Below are 17,299 nucleotides of genomic sequence, written 5' to 3'. Positions count from 1 at the left end.
CAAAGACTCGGTAACGGCCGGTCAACACCACGGCGCGGCCGGGTGGCCGGTGCGGGCCGCGGGTAGCGGGGAGGGTTCACATCGGCCGACGGCGTGTCGGATCCGCCCGCACGCAGCGCGGAGCACCCGGCGGGACGGACGCGTCCGGTCAGGGCCCCGCCCGGTGACGACCGTCGCCCGCTGACCGACCGGCAGGGGCACCCGGTCTACGACAACCAACCAGCGTACGGTCGGCGCCCGGGGACCAACGACCCCGGAGGACCACCGCTTCCTGGGGAAGATTCAGCCGCTTCGACCGGGAACGGAGCCCCGAACGCGTCGTGCACGCCAGGGGACCACCTCCTTCGGCTGCTTCGAGCCGTACGGCACGTGGGGGACGTCCGTCGACCGCTCCACGCGCGCCAGGCCCTTCCAGGGGAGGGGCAGGCGCACCGACGTCGCGGTCCGCTTCTCCACCGTGATCGGAGCCCGGGACTCCGCGAAGGCCACGCGCGACCCGCGGGGCGCGGTCACGTTCTCCACCGAGGACGGCAACCGGGGCCTCGTCGGCGACAACCCGGCCGTGTTCGTCGTCCGCGACGCCAGCACGTCTCCCCGACGTGAGCCACGCGCTCACACCCGCCCCGGTGACCCTCCGCCAGGAGCCCCACCGGATCGTCGACCTCAGGTCGCAGCCCCCCGAGTCCATGCACATGCTGGTCGACCTGTTCAGCCCGCGCGGCATCCCCGCTGATCGCAGGCACCCGCAGGGCTTCGGCGTGAACACCGACACGTGGGTCGACTCCGGGGGCGGACCCGGCCGAGTACACCCGGACGCCCGGACAGGGGGTCGCGGCAGCACGACCGGGGAGGACGCGGCCGACGTCCAGACCACCGACCTGGGCCGCGCCACCCGCGACCTGCGCGAGGCCGTCGACCGCGGCGAGTCCCCCGAGCGGGAGCTCCTGGTACAGACGATGAGCGACGACGAGCACCCGGAACCGGACTTCGACCCGCTCGACGGCACCAAGACCTGGCCGGAACAGCCCGCGGGACGCGGCGCACCTGCGACCGCCGCAGAGCCCGACCCCCACCGGCGAGGACCGGGCCCGCCCCGCCGGCCTCGGCGACAACGGGCCCCGCGACGTCTCCGGGGCCGACCACGCCCCACTGCGTGCCCGACGAACGGCACAGGGTGACGCACCGGGCCCCGCCGCCTGCCACGGCCCCGGCCCCGCGGCAGGCGGAACACCCCGTCCCCACGCCCTAGCCCACGGCCTGCGGTGCGGCCAGCACACCGCCGCGCCGCAGCAGCGTCACCGCGTGCCGCCCCAACGGGGTGAGCGCGCAGCACTCGCCGAGGTCCAGGTCGTAGTGGAAGCGCACCAGGCCCAGCGACTCCAGCAACCGGGCCGCGGCGGCCGCCTCACCGCTTTCCGCCGGAGGACCCCCGTCGCCCCGGCCCAGCACGCGCAGGGCGAGCGCGCCGTCGTCGGCGGCGCACAGCCGTTCCAGCCACCGCGCCGGCAGCGGACACCCCGCCTCAGCCCCGGCGCCGTGGTGCGCCCACAGCAGCGGCAGGGACTCCACCCCCGCGCGCCACACCCGCGCGGCCTCGGCGGGCAGCCGCGGATAGGCCGGTCCGGGCAGCACCCAGGCGTGCTCCCGCACCCCGCCGCCGGGCACGCGGTCGCGCCGCCCCACCACCACCTCCAGCATCCGGACGGCCAGCAGGAACTCCAGCAGCGCGGCCTCCTCACCCGCCCCGGGACCGCCCCGCCGGGCGTCGCCGCGGGACTCCGCCCACGAGCCGAGGCTCAGGTACTCGTGGCGACGGACGCCCGAGCCGCCGGGCCGGACCTCCCGCGTCACCGGACGCCGGGCGCCCACCCAGCCCAGGAACTCCTGGACCCGCAGGACCAGCGGGACCACGCGGGCCGCCCACACCAACTCCAGAACGTCCATGCACAGCCTCCCGGAGGGAAAGTCGAGGGGCCGCGTGGGACGCGGAGAACCGCCCGGGACGGGCGACGCGGCGTGACAGCCACCCTAGGCCGCCGCGCCGCCCGCCGACAGCCCGGCCGGGCCGGCTGTGGACAACCCGGGCCGCGCCCCGCAGCGGAACGCGGCCCGGGCCGGATCAGTCGCCGGGGCGCCGCCGCGTGGGAACCCCGATCCGGTTGTAGGCGTTGATCAGCGCCACCTGGGCGACCAGCGCACCGATCTCCTCGGTGGTGAAGTGCTCGGCCAACGCCTCCCAGGTGGGGTCGTCCACCCCGTCGACCAGCCGGGTGGCCTGGTCGGTGTAGGCCAGGGCCGCCCGCTCGGCCTCGGTGAACAGCTCCGACTCCGGCCAGACCGCCAGTTGCAGCAGCCGGTCCTCGCCCTCCCCGTTGCGGCGCGCCTCGGCCGCGTGCAGGTCCAGGCAGTACACACAGCCGTTGAGCTGGGAGGCGCGGATCTTCACCAGTTCCCGCACCACCGGGTCGAGCGGTCCCTCACGCAGGGAGCGGTCCACCGCGGCGAAGGCGGCGGAGGGGCCGGGGGCGGCCTCGGCGAGTTTCATACGGGTGACGGTCACGTCGCTCCTTTCTCGGTCGTCCCGGTCAGACCGGGGCGCCAGGAAGACGACGCAGCCCCTCCAGGTGTGACAGCTTCTCCGGATTGAGCACCCGGCGGATCGCGGCGATGCGGTCGCCCTCCCAGCCGAAGGTGTCCACCGAGGAGAGCCCGCCCCGCCAGTAGCACAGCCCGCCCGGCTCCCCGTTGACCTCGAACGGAAGCAGCTGCACCGGTCCGTGCCGCCGGGCCACCCGCAGCATGGTCTCGCCGACCCGCAGCGCGCCCACGATGGGGATGCGCGCCGCGAACACCCGCCCCCCGCCGTCGGTGGTGTAGACGACGTCGGGGTGGAGCAGCCGGACCAGGGCGTCCAGGTCGCCGTCGCGGTAGGCGGCGCGGAACGCCGCCAGCACCCGCTCCCGCTCACCGCGCGGGACTTCCGGCGGCGCGGCGGCCGAGCGGACCCTGCGCCGCGCCCGCGAGGCGAGCTGCCGGCAGGCGGCGGGGGAGACCCCCAGGATCCGCGCGATCTGCGTGTGCGGCACCTCGAAGACGTCGTGCAGGACGAACGCCACCCGTTCGGCGGGCCGCAGTTCGGCCATCACGATCAGGGCCGCGGTGGTGACCGACTCCTCCACCAGCACCGGCTGCGCCGCGTCGGCCCCGGTGGGCAGCGGTTCGGGCAGCCACGGCCCCGGATAGACCTCGTACCTGCGGCGCGCCGAGTCCAGCAGGTCCAGGCAGCGCCGACCGGTCACCGTGATCAGCCACGCCCGCAGGTCGCGCACCCCGGACAGGTCGCTTCCCGCCGCGCGCAGCCACACGTCCTGCACCACGTCCTCGGCCGTGCCCACCTCGCCCAGCAGCCGGTAGGCGACCCCGAACACGACGCCGCGGTGCGACTCCCACTCGGCGTCGAGACGATCACGCGGCCTCGGGGCCGCGACCTTCCGCTCCGCGCTCCCACCGTCGCGCACCGTGCCTCCTCACTCGGTCCGGCGAACCAGGGTAGAAGGCGGAGCGGAGGGCCGCGGTGCGGGGAATCAGGCCCGCCGGCCGGCACCGCCGGTGAAGCGGTGCAGGGCGGCGCGGGCCTCCTGGCGGACCCCGGAGTCGGGGTGGTTCTCCCCGAACCAGTCGAGCAGGAACCCGGTCTCGGGGTGCCGCAGCGAGAGCGCCATGTCGAACAGGGAGGCGCCGCCCACCCGCACCGGCATCTCCTCCAGCTGCTCGGTGTCGAGCAGGTCCATGCGCGCCAGCGCGGCGATGCTGTCGAGCATCACCCAGGGCAGGTCGCCGGCCCGCAGGTCGCCCTCCTTGAGGAAGCCGGCGTCGAACAGCCAGCAGCGGGCCTGGACGCCGAAGTCGGGGTCGTCGCGCAGCTCCTCGTAGACCGGCCGGGCGTCCGCGGCCCGTTCGGCGGTGACGGCGCGCACCGCGGCCCGGTGGGTGCAGTCGTCGGTGCGGCGCGCCACCGCGACCAGTTCCCGCACGGCGGTCCGGGGACCGCGCTCGGCGATCCAGGCGTCCAGGTCGGCCTCGCCGAACGTCTTCCCGGTCGCCGCGCGCTCCAGGAGCACCTCGGCGTCCTCCGCCATCAGCTCGTCGAACTCGCGGATGACGTACCCCTCGAAGCTCAGCTCCTCGAACGCCTCGGAGACGCCGAGCGGGGTGAGCCGGTAGAGCGGTTCGTCGAGCGGGTCGGCGTCCTCGCCCGGGGGCGCCTGCTCCACGGCACCGAGGCTCTCCAGCTCGTCGAGGACCATGCGCACGGCCGTGGTGAAGCGGGCCTGCGCGGCGTCGTCCAGCGCCTCGCCCAGGTCGATCTGCTCGCCCAGCACGGCCACCGTCTCCACCAGCAGCGACACGGGCAACGCCGGGTCCTCGATGAACAGCGAGGTCAGGATGGTGACGGCGAACTCGTCGGGGTCGAGGCCGAAGGTGTCGACGAAGGACTCCCCGTCCAGTCCCAGCGCCTCGGTGACGGCGGTACCCAGCGCGGAGAAGGCCGTCTCCCACGCCTCGATCGGGTCCCCGGGCAGGTCGTCCCCGGCCTGGGCGCGCAGCCGGACGATGGCGGGGGCCGCCTCGATCGCCGTCTCCAGTTCGCCGTCGGAGGGCAGCCGCGGCGCCCGCCAGGAGTACCCGGCCCGCCCCGGACCGGCGAGCAGCGGTTTGAGGCCGACCGCCTCCCCCTGGGCGACGGCCGTGAGGAACTCGTCGTCGAGCGGCAGCTCCCCGGAGTCGACCCGACTTTCGAACTCGGCGACCTGGTCGGGGTCGTCCACGTCGTAGCCCAGGTCGGTCATCAGCCGGTGGAGGTAGGCGCCGACCCGGTGCCCGGCGGGGTCGGCGAGCGCCTCCCGGTAGGGGGCGGTGAGCTGGTCGACCGCGTCCAGCAGCTCCGGGCGCGGATCGGAACGCGCGTCGAGCAGGCCGCGGTCGTCGAGGAAGCGCAGCCAGGCGTCCAGCGCGGCGCGCACGTCGGCGACCCGGAGCGCCGGCGGGCTGCCGCTGGGCAGCCAGTGCAGCATCAGCGCCGCCACGTCGCCGACGTGCCAGCGCGCCAGCAGCCCGTCGCCGCCCTCGTTGAGCCCGCCGTACTTGAAGTCCAGCAGCTCCTCCAGGGCACGCCGGGGAACCCTGAGGCCCTGCTCGCGTCCGTGACCGATCACCCGGCGGACGAACCGGTCCCGGTACTCCTCGAACGTGTCCGGATCGGCGTTGGTGAAGACCACACGCATGAGTAACGACCAACCTGAGACGTAGGAACAGCGGAAGGAGAGCGCCCCGGAGACCCCGGCGAACAACGGCGAGAACCGGACGACGAGCTGCGACCAGACAACTCGACTCTATCGCTCGCCCATGTGGCGGGGCGATTCCACGTGCGGGGCTCCGGGGAGGAGGGCGTGACCGTTCGGGCGCTGCTGGGGTCGGCTCGGAGGAGCTATTTGCAGCAAGGGACGTTTTAGGCGTGGTCCTCGGAACTTTTTCCGGAATCTGCTTCTAACCGCTTTGTTTGACTTCCGCTGCTTGCTAGCGTCGGTGTGTACGAGCAACACAGCCCCGAAGGCGCCGTGAACGGCCGGTGACGGGAGGTACGGTCATGCTGCTCCGGTTCAGGGTGGAGAACTGGGCTTCGCTCCGCGACGAGCAGGAGTTGAGCCTGATCGCCGCCGACCAGCACGACGATCTCGCTCTTCGGGAAGTCCCCGGGACCGATTTCCGGGTACTGCCGGCGGTCGGGGTCTTTGGCGCCAACGCCTCGGGCAAGTCACAGCTCATGTACGCGATGTTCTACGCCCGTTCGGCTGTCCTCGAATCCCACCAGCGTTGGGAGCCGAACGGCTCCACCGGGCGTGAACCGTTCCGGCTCGACCAGGCCAGGAGCACCGAGCCGACAACGTTTGTTTTCGACCTGGTCGCCGAGGGGGTCAGGTACGAGTACGGATTCGCGCTGGATGACACCCGGGTGCTGGAGGAGTGGCTGTTCTCCTGGCCGCAGGGGCGGATTCGCAGAGTGTTCGAACGTTTCGGTCCCGGGGCCCGGGACGTGGTCGCGGGGCCGACCTTGCGCAAGGGGTACGGAACCCGTACCCGTACCGCGATCGAGGCGGTCCGTCCCAACAGCCTGCTGGTCTCGGCGGGAGCAGCGAACAGCCATCCGCTGTTGACCGTGATCTACGAGTGGTTCCGGAGAATCGGCACCGCTCATGACGGCAACTCCTTCGAACGGCTCGACTTCACCCTTCAGAAGCTGGGAGGAAGGTACGCGTCGCAGATGCGGCGTCTTCTCCAGCTCGCGGATCTCGGCATCACCGGGATCCGCTCTGAGGAGCGGAAGGTGCCGGAGGAGGTGTCCGTTCGCTTCTCCGAGCTGATGAGGCTCATCGAACCGGAGCACGTCTCCGATCACAAGGTGGAGATCCGTCGGATGCCGAAGATCATGGTGGCCCATGAGGCTTCCGACGGGGAGGTCGAGCTCCCCTACGCCCGGGAATCCAGTGGTACCCGTACCTGGCTGGAGATGCTCGGACCGGTTATGGAGGTCCTGGCCGAGGGCAGGGTGCTCATCGTCGACGAACTCGATGCCCGGCTCCACCCCAATCTGGCCGGACAACTGGTTCGACTCTTCCAGGAGCCGGAAATCAATCGGAACGGCGCGCAGCTCGTCTTCAACACCCACGACGCGACACTGCTCAGCCGGAATTCCTATGGTCGGCTGACCAGGGACCAGGTCTGGTTCACCCAGAAGGGACGCGATGGTGCCACCGAACTCATAGCCCTGAAGGAGTACAAGGAGGTGCGCGACGACCGCGGCAATCTTCTCAATCAGTACCTTCTGGGGAGATTTGGGGCAGTCCCCTACTTTGACGACGACTTTCTTCCACAAACCTATGAAATCGAGGAAACGGGTCCTCTAGTCTCATAGTGTGCAGCGGAGAAGAAAAGAGAGGCCCTACGGCAGGAAGAGGGCGGAGCGCGACGTCAAGTTGCGGTTTCTGGTCTTCTGTGAGGACAAGGTCGCCGGGAGTACCTACTTCAAAGGACTCAAAAGCGAGTTGAGGTCTTCCAACATCCACGTGAAGATCGGAACGGAGCACGGGGATCCGCTGAGACTGGTCAAGGCGGCGATAACCGAGCAGGAGTCGGCCCCCCCGGAAGAGGAGAAGCCAGGGGGAGTCCTACGACGAGGTGTGGTGCGTCTTCGATGTGGAGGCCCCGAAGCCGCACGAGTCACTGGACAGGGCACTGCGCTTAGCCGCCGAAAACGGAATCAAGTGCGCCGTCACGAACCCCTGTTTCGAACTGTGGTTGTTGCTGCACCAACGTGACCACCGCGTTTATCTGACCACGCAGCAGGCCGAACAGATGATGCGGGGTCTCAACTGCTGCTATACCGATAACAAGGACTTCGACTACAGTCATTTCACCGGTCGGCATCGGGAAGAAGCCGTTCGCAGAGCGGAGGCGCTTGCGGGCAACTACCGGCATTCCGTCGACGTCCGAGCCAGAAATCCCTGGACCGATGTGCACAGGCTGGTCCGCAAACTCCTTGCCCGTACCTGAAAAGAACAGCGGTTCGAATCCTCCGCACCGGGGCGCAGCGCATTCCTTCCGATCCCGTCGGTGGGAGCGCGACCCGGCCGACCGCATCCGCCGGGGCATGCCCGGAACGCCGCTGTGGGACAGGGGCCACCGGCACGCGCTGGAGACAACGCGTGCCAGTGGCCCCCTGCTCGTTCACCGGGTGGGGCCGAACCGAGGACCACCGGAGTCCACAGCGGAACCGCTGTGCGGTCCGAAGCAGCACGCCCCGCGGCAGCCCCGCGCACCCCTCAGTCCCGCGGCAGGAACGGACTGGGCTCGCCGTGCCAGCTCACGTACAGCTCCTCGCGCGCCCGGGTGCACGCCACGTACAGCAGGCTGCGCTGCGCGGCCAGGTCCGAACGGTGCTGGTTCTCGTCCAGGTCGGGGCTGGTGACGTGGTCCATCAGCGGCAGCGCGGAGGCCGTCACCCCCGTCACCGCGACGGCGCGGAACTCCAGCCCCTTCACCCCGTGCATGGTGGTGACCCGGACCGTGTCCGCGGAGTCGTCCACGGTGTGCTGCTGCGGGTTGAAGCGGGAGGCGGGCAGCCGGTGGTCGCGCAGCGCGCTGACGATCTCGGAGACGCCCCGGCGGGTGCGCGCCGTCACGCAGATGTCCCCCGGCGCGATCCCCCCGGCCAGCCAGGAGCGGACCTGCTCGGCCAGGGCCGCCAGCTCGGCGGCGGCGTCGGGCGCCCCGTACAGCACCGGCGGACTGCCGCGCAGCAGGGAACGGGTGGAGCCGGGCGACTCCGGCACGCCCGTGCCCGGTTCGGCGGCCCGCTGGTCCCGCATGATCCGCTCCGCCCAGGTCAGGATCTCGGTGGTGGTGCGGTAGTTCACCCGCAGCGGATGGGAGCGGCCCACCACGTTGATCCCCAGCTGCCGGAAGGACACGGTGTTGTCGTAGATGCGCTGCCGGCTGTCGCCCGCGATGAACATGTCGTTGGGGCCGGGCGCCACCGCGGCGCGCAGCGTCCGCCACTGCGCGGGGTGCAGGTCCTGGGCCTCGTCGACGACGATGTTGGTGTAGGGCCTGTCGGAGCGCGCGTTGAGGATGCGGGTGGCCTCGGCGTGCAGTTCCAGCGTCGGCAGCTGCTTGGTCCGCCGCATCCAGGCGCGCGCCACCGAGATGGCGTGCCAGATCTCGCGCCGCTGTTCGGCGTCGAGCGGCCGGGACCGGCCGCGCCGCGCGTCCGGGTCCAGGTAGCCGTCGACGGTGGTGATGCCCTGCGCCATCACCACGTGCCGGTACTCCTGGAACACGAAGTCGGCGGACCAGGGCAGCGCGTGCTTGCGGACGACGTTGGCGAACATGCCGCGCGCGTCGGAGTCGAGGCGCAGTCCGACGTCCGGCCACTCCTCGCGGACCACGTCCAGCGCCAGCTTGTCGGCGGTGACCACGTCCACGTCGGCGCGCAGCTCCTCGTCGAGCAGCAGCGCGAGGTCCCGCCGCACCGACTCCACCAGGGCGTTGGTGAAACTGGTCAGCAGTACCCGGCCCCCCAGCGGCAGGTGCTCCGCCAGGTGCTTGACCCGGTGCAGCGCCACCACGGTCTTCCCGGTGCCCGGACCGCCGTGCACCAGCGCCGGACCGTTGAACACCGGACGGTAGGCCAACGCCCGCTGGGTGGGGTGCAGGAACACCCGCCAGGCGTCGAACTCGCGGCCCAGCATCTCCTCGATGTCGGTGTCGTCGTCGACCAGCATGACCCGGTGCCGGGTGTTGCGGATGGCGGTGTCGTAGTCGTCGGGGGCCACCGGACCGCCCGACACCGCGCGGCGCGGCTGCACGACCTCGCGCATCACCTGGTCCACGGGCATGCCCTCGGCCAGGTGGAGCAGCACCTCGAACTGGTCCTGCGGGATGGCCGGCCCCCAGTCGGCCAGCTCCTCGCGGGAGGTGAGGGTGCGGCAGAACCGGACGGTCTGGCCGTCCACGCCGAGCTGGCGCAGTGCCTCGTCGCTGACGTCGGCGAACAGCGCGGGCTCGACCGGCTCCGGGGCGACGGCGGGCGCGGCGGTGCGCTCCGCCAGGGCGCTGGCGTCGCGCCGCTCCAGGGTCCCCATCACCGTGTTGACGTCGTGGCGCTGGTCGGCCGCCCACTTCTCGGCGTTCTCCCGGGGCAGCAGGTGGACCAGCAGGAACGTCTCGCCGGACTCGGGGGCCAGCATCACCCCGGTCCAGGAGTCGCTGATGCGGAACGTGCGGATCCGCGGGTCCTGGCCCTCGGGGAGCGCCTGGATGCGCAGGTCGGGGTGGGACAGCAGCGCGGGCAGCGGCAGCTCCCGGAACCTGCGGGTGATCACGGCCAGCCGCTCCCGGGTGGGGCGGTCCAGCTTGTCGTACTGCGGAAGGCACGTCGCGTCGATGGCGAGCCGCGGCATGGGCCTCCTTTGCGGGTGCGCGGTGGGGATCCCACGGTCATCGTTCCCACCTGCGTGCTCTTCCGATCATTAGCAGCGGACGGTGACAGAGCGGGACGGACGCGGCCGGTCCGGGCGAGTGCGAACACGTCGCCCGCGGGTAGCGGCGCTGTGAGGGACAGCGGTTCACGAGAGGGAGGGGACACGATGAGGGCCGTCGTCTACGACGCCCACGGGGGGCCCGAGATGCTGAGGATCGCCGACGTCCCCGAGCCGACGGTGGGACCCGACTCGGTGCTGGTCCGGGTGCGGGCCGCCGCGGTGAACCCGGTGGACTGGAAGATCCGGGAGGGGCACATGGACAGCCTCCTCGACGTCTTCTTCCCGGCGACTCCCGGCTGGGACGTGGCCGGGGTGGTGGAGCGGCCCGGTGTCGCCGCCCCGGAGTTCGCCCCGGGCGACGAGGTCGTCGGATACGTGCGGGAGGACGTGGTGCGGCGCGGCACGTTCGCCGAGCAGGTGGCCGCGCCGGTGCGCACGCTCGGCCGCAAACCCGCCGGCCTGCCGTGGGCGCAGGCCGCCGGACTCCCGTTGGCGGGGCTGACCGCCTACCAGGCGCTGGTGCACGCCCTGCGGGTGGGCGGGGACGACACGGTGCTGGTCCACGCCGCCTCTGGCGGGGTGGGGTCGATGGCCGTCCAGATCGCGGCGGCGCGCGGCGCCCGCGTCATCGGCACCGCCTCCCCGCGCAACCACGGCTACCTGCGTTCGCTGGGGGCCGAGCCGGTGGCCTACGGGGACGGACTGGCCGAGCGGGTGCGCGCGGTCGCCCCCGACGGCGTGACCGCGGTCCTCGACCTGGTCGGCGGCGCGGCGCCGGCGACGACCCCCGAGGTCGCCGCCCCCGGCGTACGGCTGGTGTCCGTCGCGGACCCCCGGGTCGCCGGGTACGGCGGACGCTACCTGTTCGTCCGCCCCGACCGCGCGGACCTGGCTGCGCTGGGAGAACTGGTCGACGCGGGAAAGCTCACCGTCGAGGTCGCCAGGACGTTCCCGCTGGAGCGGGCCGCCGACGCCTACCGGTTCGCCGAACAGGGACACACCAGGGGCAAGGTCGTCGTCGAGGTCGCGTGAGCGCGGCACCGGGTCCCGCCCGCCGACGGACCGTGCGGTGCCGCGGAGGCGACATAATCGCGGTATGGACGGCAATCGCGGATCCGACCCGCTGCACGGTGTGGACGACGTCGACTGGGCCGCACTCGCCCCCGGACGCGGCGGGGAGATCCCCGGTCTGCTGCGCCGGGTGCGCGGCACGGACAGGGAGTCGGCCCTGGTGGCGCTGTACGACATCCTCGCCTGGCCCCGACCGGGATACGCGGCGGCCCCCCGGGTGGTCGACTTCCTGCTGAACCTGGTGGAGCAGGGGGCGCCGGGCCGGCCCCCGGTGCTCAACCTGGTGCAGGAGCTCGCCGTTCCCGCGATGGCCGACCACCTGCCGGACCGGCGGGACCTGGCGCTGTGGCGCGACGAGATCGCCTGGCTGTCCGGCGTCGACGTCCAGGAGGCGCGCGACCGGTACACCGAATGGCTGGCCGAGGCCCCCGACGAGCAGGAGCGGCGCCGGCTCACCGGACGGCTGCGGGCGTTGGAGCACCCGAACGGCATCGCCGTCGTGGCCGCCGAGCTCGCCGCCTACGAGGCGGTCCGCAACCGGTTGGACGTCCTGCTGGACACGCTGCCGGGCCGGGCCGACCGCGGGGAGGGGGCCGCCGAGTGGGCGAGCTACCTGCTGGCCTGGTACCCGGAGGAGGCCGAGCGGATCGTGCCCGCCCTGCTCAACGCGGGCGACCCCCGCAACGCCGCCCCCGCCCTGCGGCCGCTGCCCGCGGAGCTGTGGGCGCTGGGCATGCTCGCCGATCCCGCCGACGCCACCGTCACCGTGCACCTGGGGCGGCTGCTCGACCACTCCGACGACGACCTGGTGTTCGCCGCGGCCCTCGCGCTGGTCCTCATGCACGGCCCGGCCGCGCCGGAGCAGGCGGTGGCCCGGCTGCTCGACGCCGAGTACTGGGACGACCGCTTCGGCGCCTGCCTGCCGCAGTCGGGCGCGGTCGAACCGGCACACCTGGGCATGCTGGCGGTCGGCGCCGTCGACGACGCCGAGCTGCGCACGGCCAAGACCGAGCAGCTGGCCCGGATCCTCGCCTACACGGGGTCCGCGGGGTGGGGGATCGTCGTCGCCGACGCCCTGGAGACGGTCTTCGGGCCCCGCCCCGGCGCGGCGGAGACCGCCGGGGGGATCGACTTCGCCGGCTGCGACCGGGAGCAGCGCGCCGTGCTGACCGCCGTCGCGGAGGCTGACGAGACGGGCTGGGCGGAGGGCGGGCTCGCCGAGCCCCTGGCCGCCTGGGGGCTGCCGGCGGAGCGCGCCGCGCTGCGCTCCTTCGTCGGACTGTCCGAGGAGGCCGCGCCCCCCGGGCCGGAGCCGCAGGCGCCGGCGGGCGGGGGACTGCTCGGCCGGCTCTTCGGCGGCCGGCCGTAGCCGCCGGGGAGGGCGGCCGGTGCGGGGCGCGGCCTCCCCGACGGTCGCGTCGGAACCGCGGGAACACCGCGGCCGGCCGGTGCGTCCCACCGACTGTGACCACTGCGAAGAAGCGAGGAGAGGCGGCGGGCCGTCCGGGGCGCGCCGCGCGGCGGAGGCGGCTGGCGGTACTCGCCGCCGTACTGCTGGCGGCGGCGCTGGCCGCGCCGGTCGGCTGGCTGCACGCGGCCACCGCACAGTACCGGCACACCGCCGAGGGGGTGCCGAAACGGCCGGTGGCGCTGGTGCTGGGCGCCGGGGTCACCCCCGAGGGGGAGCCCACCCGGCTGCTGGAGCGCCGCCTGGAGTTGGCGGCCGGACTGTACCGCTCGGGTCTGGTCGAGGCGGTGCTGGTGAGCGGGGACAACAGCCGGGAGCACTACAACGAGACCGACACGATGTACCACCACCTGGTCGCCGCCGGGGTGCCGGCGGCGAAGGTCGCGCGCGACCACGCGGGGTTCAGCACCTGGGAGTCGTGCGTGCGGGCCCGCGAGGTCTTCGGGGTGGAGGCGGTCACCGTGGTCACCCAGACCTTCCACCTGCCCCGCGCGGTCGCGCTGTGCCGGACGGCCGGTCTGGACGCGGTCGGCGTCGGCGATCCGGCGTGGGACGACCGCGCCCCGGCCATGCTGTACGGGCACGCGCGGGAGGTTCCCGCGGCGGTCAAGGCGCTGTTCGACATGGCGGTGCGCCCGGAGCCGACCTTTCTCGGCCCCCGCGAGACGTCGGTGGACGAGGCGCTGGCCGCGGAGCGGTCCGGCTGACCGGGCCGTCTCCGGGGCGGACCGCGCGGCTCACGGCCGGGCGAGTGCGCGCAGCGCCGCGCGCACCGATCCGTGCGCGGCGTGCAGGGCGTCGGCCGCGGTGGGCACGTCCACGCCGGTGAGCAGGCAGACCAGGGCGATCCGGGTGTCGCCGTCGGCGCGGCTCAGCGCCTCGGCGCAGACCTCCTCGGACAGGCCGGTGGCCTCGGTGAGGATGGTGACCATGCGTCCGCGCAGCTTGGCGTTGGTGGCCACCACCCCGACCATCAGGTTGGAGTAGGTGTAGCCCAGGCGCACCATGACCGCGGTGGAGAAGGTGTTGAGCACGAGCTTCTGCGCGGTGCCCGCCTTCATCCGGGTGGAGCCCGCGATCACCTCGGCCCCGGTGGCCACGCCGACGTGCACGTCCACGTCCGCGGCGAGCGCGGAGTGCGGGTCGGCGGTGACGAGCACGGTGCGGGCGCCCGCCTCACGGGCGCGGTGCAGGGCCCCGGCCACGTACGGGGTGCGTCCGCTCGCGGTCAGGCCCACCGCCAGGTCGGCGGCGGTCACGGTGGCGGCGTCGGCGCATCCGCCGGCGAAGTCGTCCTCGACGCCCTCGCGGGCGTGGACCAGCGCCTCCGTGCCCCCCGCGTGGTGGGCGACCACCCGGTCGCGGGCGATGCCGAAGGTGGGGGGCAGTTCGGCGGCGTCCATGGTGGCGAGCCGGCCCGAGGTGCCGGCTCCGAAGTAGTGCACCCGTCCGCCGCCGCGCAGTGCCGCCACGCCGAGGTCGACGGCCCTGGCGAGTTCGGGCAGGACCGCCGCCACGGCGTGGGGCACGGTCGCATCCTCGGAGTTGATCAGCCGCAGTATGTCCACGGTGGGCAGTAGGTCGATGTCGTTGGTGCCGCTGTTGCGCGCCTCGGTGGGGACACGCACGATCTCTATCGGTGCGGATCGCATCTCGTCTCCTTCGCCAGTGGCGACCGTGCTCCGGTCACCGCCTACCGCTGTCTCGTGTCCGTGCTGTTCGGGCCCTCTGCGGCGGGGCACGTCGCGCCTCCTAGGATCGGCGCCGGTCCTCCCGGGAGACGCGCAGGCCGCGCACCGCCTCGTAGGTGGCCGCCAGCGCCTCCTGGGTGTCGGCGTAGCGCAGTTGGGCGAGGCCGACGAACACGCAGTCGACCACCGTGAGCTGCGCCAGACGACTGGCGGTCGCGCCGGAGCGGAACGTGGTCTCGCGGGCCGCGGTGGTGAGGATGTGGTCGCTGACCTCGCTGATGGCTGAGCGGGGGAAGTTGGTGATGGCCACGGTGGAGGCGCCCCTGCGGCGCGCCTCGGCGAGCGCGCTGACGGTGTCGCCGGTGGCGCCGCTGTGGGAGATGCCCACGGCCACGTCGCCGCCGCGCAGCACCGCCGCGCTGGTCAGCATGGCGTGGGCGTCGGTCCAGGCGTGCGAGATCATGCCGATGCGGTGCAGCTTCTGCTGGAAGTCGGAGGCGACGAAGGCGCTCGCGCCGACGCCGTAGACGTCGATGCGGCGCGCTCCGGCGAGCAGTTCGATGACCTGTTGGAGGGTCTGCACGTCCAGTTGGGAGCCGGTGTCCTCCACCGCGCGCGCGTCGGCGTAGGCGATTTTCTGGACGACGGTGACGAGGGTGTCGTCGGGGTTGATGTCTCCGGTGAGTTCCTGGGCTCCGCCGCGCGCGCCCCGCGCCTGGCCGGCCTCGGCGGCCAGGCGCAGCCGCAGGTCCCGGTAGCCGGCGAAGTCGATGGTGCGGCAGAACCGGATGACGGTGGCTTCGGAGGTGTCGCAGTCGCGGGCCAGCTGGGTGATGGAGGAGGCGGCCACCCGTTCGGGGTCGTCGATGATCCGCTGGGCGACGCGCTGTTCGGCGGGTGCCAGGGACGGCAGCAGCGAGCGGATCTTCAGCACGGTGCTGGGCGTGGCTCCGTCCTGGGCGGAGGGGGCCCCGTCGCTGTCGTTTCTCTTCGCCGTTTGGTTCATGTTGGAAAGTTTCTTTCTTTCGAGGGCTCCCGTCAATGGGTGTAAGGGAGCAAAGGTCGGTTTTGGTTGCTACATAAGTGTGATCCGGCGGTCGCCCACGCGTGTCCGGGGCGACGGCGGACTCCGTCGGAGTCGCCCCTACCCGCAGCGGTCCACCTCAGTTGCGGAGGAGCCAGGCGACAGCGACCGGGAGAAAGAAGCGTACGTGCTCGGCGCGGACGGTGTGCCGTATCCGTCGCCTCCGGCCCCGGACGCCACGGATACGGCCCCCGCGGCGGAGGAAACCGCGGAGCGCCCTCCGGGAGAACGGGACGCCCGTCTGTAGGGTTGCGGGACATGGGAGAGGAAGTCGTCCTCGGAGTGGACGCGGGCGGCACGCACACCCGCTGCCTCGTCGTCGACCTCGACGGCAGGGTCCGCGGACGCGGCCGGGCGGGCGGGGCCAACCAGCGCTCCAGCGCCGACCCCGCGGTGGCCTTCGCGGACGCGGTGACCGCGACACTGCGTGAGGCGGGACCGGTCAGCGTCGTGGAAGCGGTGTTCGGGGTGGCCGGGGCGGGGGCCGCGGGCCTGGCCCGCACCGAGGAGACCGTGCTGCGGGCCTGGCGAGCCCTGGACCTGCCCGGACGCCCCGAGGTCGGGGACGACATCGTGGTGGCGTTCGCGGCCGGCACCGCCGAGGCGAGCGGAGCGGTGCTCGTCTCGGGCACCGGCGCGGTGGCCGCCGCCGTGCGCGACGGCCGCATCGAACGCCGCTGCGACGGGTACGGCTGGCTGCTGGGGGACGAGGGCTCGGCCGTGTGGCTGGGCGTCCGCGGACTGCGGGCCGCCCTGGCCGCCCTGGACGGCCGCGGATGTGACACGGTTCTCACCGAGATTCTGGCGTCCGCCCTCGGCGTCCCGGCCGGCAGCAGGCAGGCGCTCGTCGGGGCCGCCTACTCCGTGGCCCCCGCCGAACTCGGCGCCCTGGCGCCCCGGGTGTGTGCCGCGGCCGAGGACGGCGACGGGGCCGCCCTGGAGATCGTCTCCGAGGCGGCGGCACGGCTGCTGCAGAGCCTGGCCGCGGTGGTGGCCGAGCCGGTCCGGGCGCCGCTGGTGCTCGCCGGAGCGGTGCTGCGCGAGGGGCCCGTGGCCGAACGGGTGCGCAGGGCCCTGTTGGAGCGCTACGGCGTGCGCCCGGTGGTCGCCGTGCCCGGTGAGTACGGGGCCGCCGCCCTGGCACTGCGCCGTGCGGGCAGCTCCGAGCGGCTCCACGCGGAGCTGCTCGACCAGGCCCGCCGCGGCTGAGGCGGCTGCCCCCGTGTTCCGGACGGGCCCGGAAGAGGCCCGGGAAAACCGTTCGGAACGGGCCGAGCACTCCGGTGGAGTCGCTAGTGTCTGACTCATGTCGTACAACAACGAAGAAGAGCTCGACCCAGCCGGCTCGACCCAGAAGTTCCAGCGGTTCGTTGCCGAGAACAGAGAAGAAGAGGAGGCCGAACCCCGCCGCCCGATCCTCGTCTACGTCGGCGTCGGCGTCGCCGCGCTCCTGGTGATCGGCCTCATCGTCTTCTGGGTCCTGACGGCCTGACATGACGACGACCACCGGCCGCCGGGTGCCCGCCCCCGCGGCGGGCACCGACGGCGAACGGGGCGAATCCGTTCGCAGGCGGGGCCGGAGGCTGCTAGAGTTACCAGCGTCGGAACGGCGGCACGACGCTGATCCGCGCGGAACGCGCCATTAGCTCAACTGGCAGAGCAGCTGACTCTTAATCAGCGGGTTCGGGGTTCGAGTCCCTGATGGCGCACCCGGTTCACTCCCCCCGGTGTGACGGCTCACCAGAGTCGCGGCACCGGGGTTTCTGCTTTTCCGGAGGAGACACGTCCAGCGGTACCGGTCGACCACCGGTGTTGGCCTGTTCTTCGCCGTGAGTACACCCGGGTGCCACCCCGCACTGGATCAATGGTCTTTCCCTCGTCCCCC

Annotated in this window: 14 protein-coding genes, 1 tRNA gene and 2 pseudogenes; 10 read left to right on the top strand and 7 right to left on the bottom strand. The window is 72.9% G+C overall.

Annotated elements, in window-relative coordinates; genetic code table 11:
* Nucleotides 1-268: 268 nt before the first annotated feature.
* Nucleotides 269-535: pseudogene (locus FOF52_RS22170) on the top strand (catalase); the annotation flags it as partial.
* 64 nt (nt 536-599) lie between these two features.
* Nucleotides 600-1,178, top strand: a complete 579-nt coding sequence (locus tag FOF52_RS22035; RefSeq protein ID WP_341849680.1) for a catalase — start codon at nt 600-602, stop codon at nt 1,176-1,178.
* A gap of 67 nt (nt 1,179-1,245) precedes the next feature.
* Here the strand turns inward: FOF52_RS22035 and FOF52_RS11870 are convergent, their stop codons facing one another.
* The 4 genes from FOF52_RS11870 to FOF52_RS11855 form a co-directional block, all read right to left on the bottom strand.
* Entirely contained in the window at nt 1,246-1,944 is a 699-nt protein-coding gene (locus tag FOF52_RS11870; RefSeq protein ID WP_248590029.1) for a hypothetical protein, read from the bottom strand.
* Nucleotides 1,945-2,119: 175 nt separating this feature from the next.
* Nucleotides 2,120-2,560, bottom strand: a complete 441-nt coding sequence (locus FOF52_RS11865; RefSeq protein WP_248590028.1) for a carboxymuconolactone decarboxylase family protein — start codon at nt 2,558-2,560, stop codon at nt 2,120-2,122.
* A gap of 25 nt (nt 2,561-2,585) precedes the next feature.
* Entirely contained in the window at nt 2,586-3,518 is a 933-nt protein-coding gene (gene sigJ / locus FOF52_RS11860) for an RNA polymerase sigma factor SigJ (RefSeq protein ID WP_248590027.1), read from the bottom strand.
* Between the two features lie 66 nt (nt 3,519-3,584).
* Nucleotides 3,585-5,285 (bottom strand): hypothetical protein, encoded by a 1,701-nt coding sequence (locus FOF52_RS11855; protein WP_248590026.1) that lies wholly within the window; start codon nt 5,283-5,285, stop codon nt 3,585-3,587.
* A gap of 362 nt (nt 5,286-5,647) precedes the next feature.
* Between FOF52_RS11855 and FOF52_RS11850 the strand changes: the two genes are divergently transcribed.
* Nucleotides 5,648-6,973, top strand: coding sequence for an AAA family ATPase (locus FOF52_RS11850; protein WP_248590025.1), 1,326 nt, complete (start codon nt 5,648-5,650; stop codon nt 6,971-6,973).
* 245 nt (nt 6,974-7,218) lie between these two features.
* Nucleotides 7,219-7,611, top strand: a pseudogene (locus FOF52_RS11845) (RloB family protein); the annotation flags it as partial.
* Nucleotides 7,612-7,880: 269 nt separating this feature from the next.
* Here FOF52_RS11845 and FOF52_RS11840 read toward each other — a convergent pair.
* Nucleotides 7,881-10,019, bottom strand: a complete 2,139-nt coding sequence (locus FOF52_RS11840) for a 3'-5' exonuclease (RefSeq protein WP_248590023.1) — start codon at nt 10,017-10,019, stop codon at nt 7,881-7,883.
* 186 nt (nt 10,020-10,205) lie between these two features.
* Between FOF52_RS11840 and FOF52_RS11835 the strand changes: the two genes are divergently transcribed.
* The 3 genes from FOF52_RS11835 to FOF52_RS11825 all read left to right on the top strand — a co-directional run bounded on the left by FOF52_RS11835 (nt 10,206) and on the right by FOF52_RS11825 (nt 13,346).
* Nucleotides 10,206-11,132 (top strand): NADP-dependent oxidoreductase, encoded by a 927-nt coding sequence (locus FOF52_RS11835; RefSeq protein WP_248590022.1) that lies wholly within the window; start codon nt 10,206-10,208, stop codon nt 11,130-11,132.
* Nucleotides 11,133-11,196: 64 nt separating this feature from the next.
* The gene (locus FOF52_RS11830; protein WP_248590021.1) at nt 11,197-12,540 is read left to right on the top strand and encodes a hypothetical protein; all 1,344 of its coding nucleotides are present in this window, start codon (nt 11,197-11,199) and stop codon (nt 12,538-12,540) included.
* A 95-nt stretch (nt 12,541-12,635) separates the two neighbouring features.
* Complete coding sequence (locus FOF52_RS11825) at nt 12,636-13,346, top strand: SanA/YdcF family protein (protein ID WP_425265486.1); 711 nt, start codon at nt 12,636-12,638, stop codon at nt 13,344-13,346.
* 30 nt (nt 13,347-13,376) lie between these two features.
* Here the strand turns inward: FOF52_RS11825 and murQ are convergent, their stop codons facing one another.
* Both murQ and FOF52_RS11815 read right to left on the bottom strand, forming a co-directional pair.
* On the bottom strand, nt 13,377-14,291 hold the full coding sequence (gene murQ, locus FOF52_RS11820) for an N-acetylmuramic acid 6-phosphate etherase (protein ID WP_248590020.1): 915 nt from the start codon (nt 14,289-14,291) through the stop codon (nt 13,377-13,379).
* A 100-nt stretch (nt 14,292-14,391) separates the two neighbouring features.
* The gene (locus FOF52_RS11815; RefSeq protein ID WP_248590019.1) at nt 14,392-15,336 is read right to left on the bottom strand and encodes a MurR/RpiR family transcriptional regulator; all 945 of its coding nucleotides are present in this window, start codon (nt 15,334-15,336) and stop codon (nt 14,392-14,394) included.
* A 336-nt stretch (nt 15,337-15,672) separates the two neighbouring features.
* On the opposite strand from FOF52_RS11815, the gene FOF52_RS11810 reads away from it, so the two are divergent.
* From FOF52_RS11810 to FOF52_RS11800, 3 genes are all read left to right on the top strand, one after another.
* Nucleotides 15,673-16,623: an N-acetylglucosamine kinase gene (locus tag FOF52_RS11810; protein ID WP_248590018.1), complete on the top strand. Its 951-nt coding sequence runs from the start codon at nt 15,673-15,675 to the stop codon at nt 16,621-16,623.
* Between the two features lie 97 nt (nt 16,624-16,720).
* Nucleotides 16,721-16,906 carry a hypothetical protein gene (locus FOF52_RS11805; protein ID WP_248590017.1) on the top strand — a complete coding sequence of 62 codons (186 nt, stop codon included), beginning with the start codon at nt 16,721-16,723 and terminating at the stop codon, nt 16,904-16,906.
* Between the two features lie 144 nt (nt 16,907-17,050).
* Nucleotides 17,051-17,123 (top strand) — tRNA-Lys (locus FOF52_RS11800).
* Nucleotides 17,124-17,299 lie beyond the last annotated feature (176 nt).

Source organism: Thermobifida alba, assembly GCF_023208015.1.
GTDB classification, from domain to species: domain Bacteria; phylum Actinomycetota; class Actinomycetes; order Streptosporangiales; family Streptosporangiaceae; genus Thermobifida; species Thermobifida alba.
This window is presented reverse-complemented; position numbering and strand designations above follow the sequence as displayed.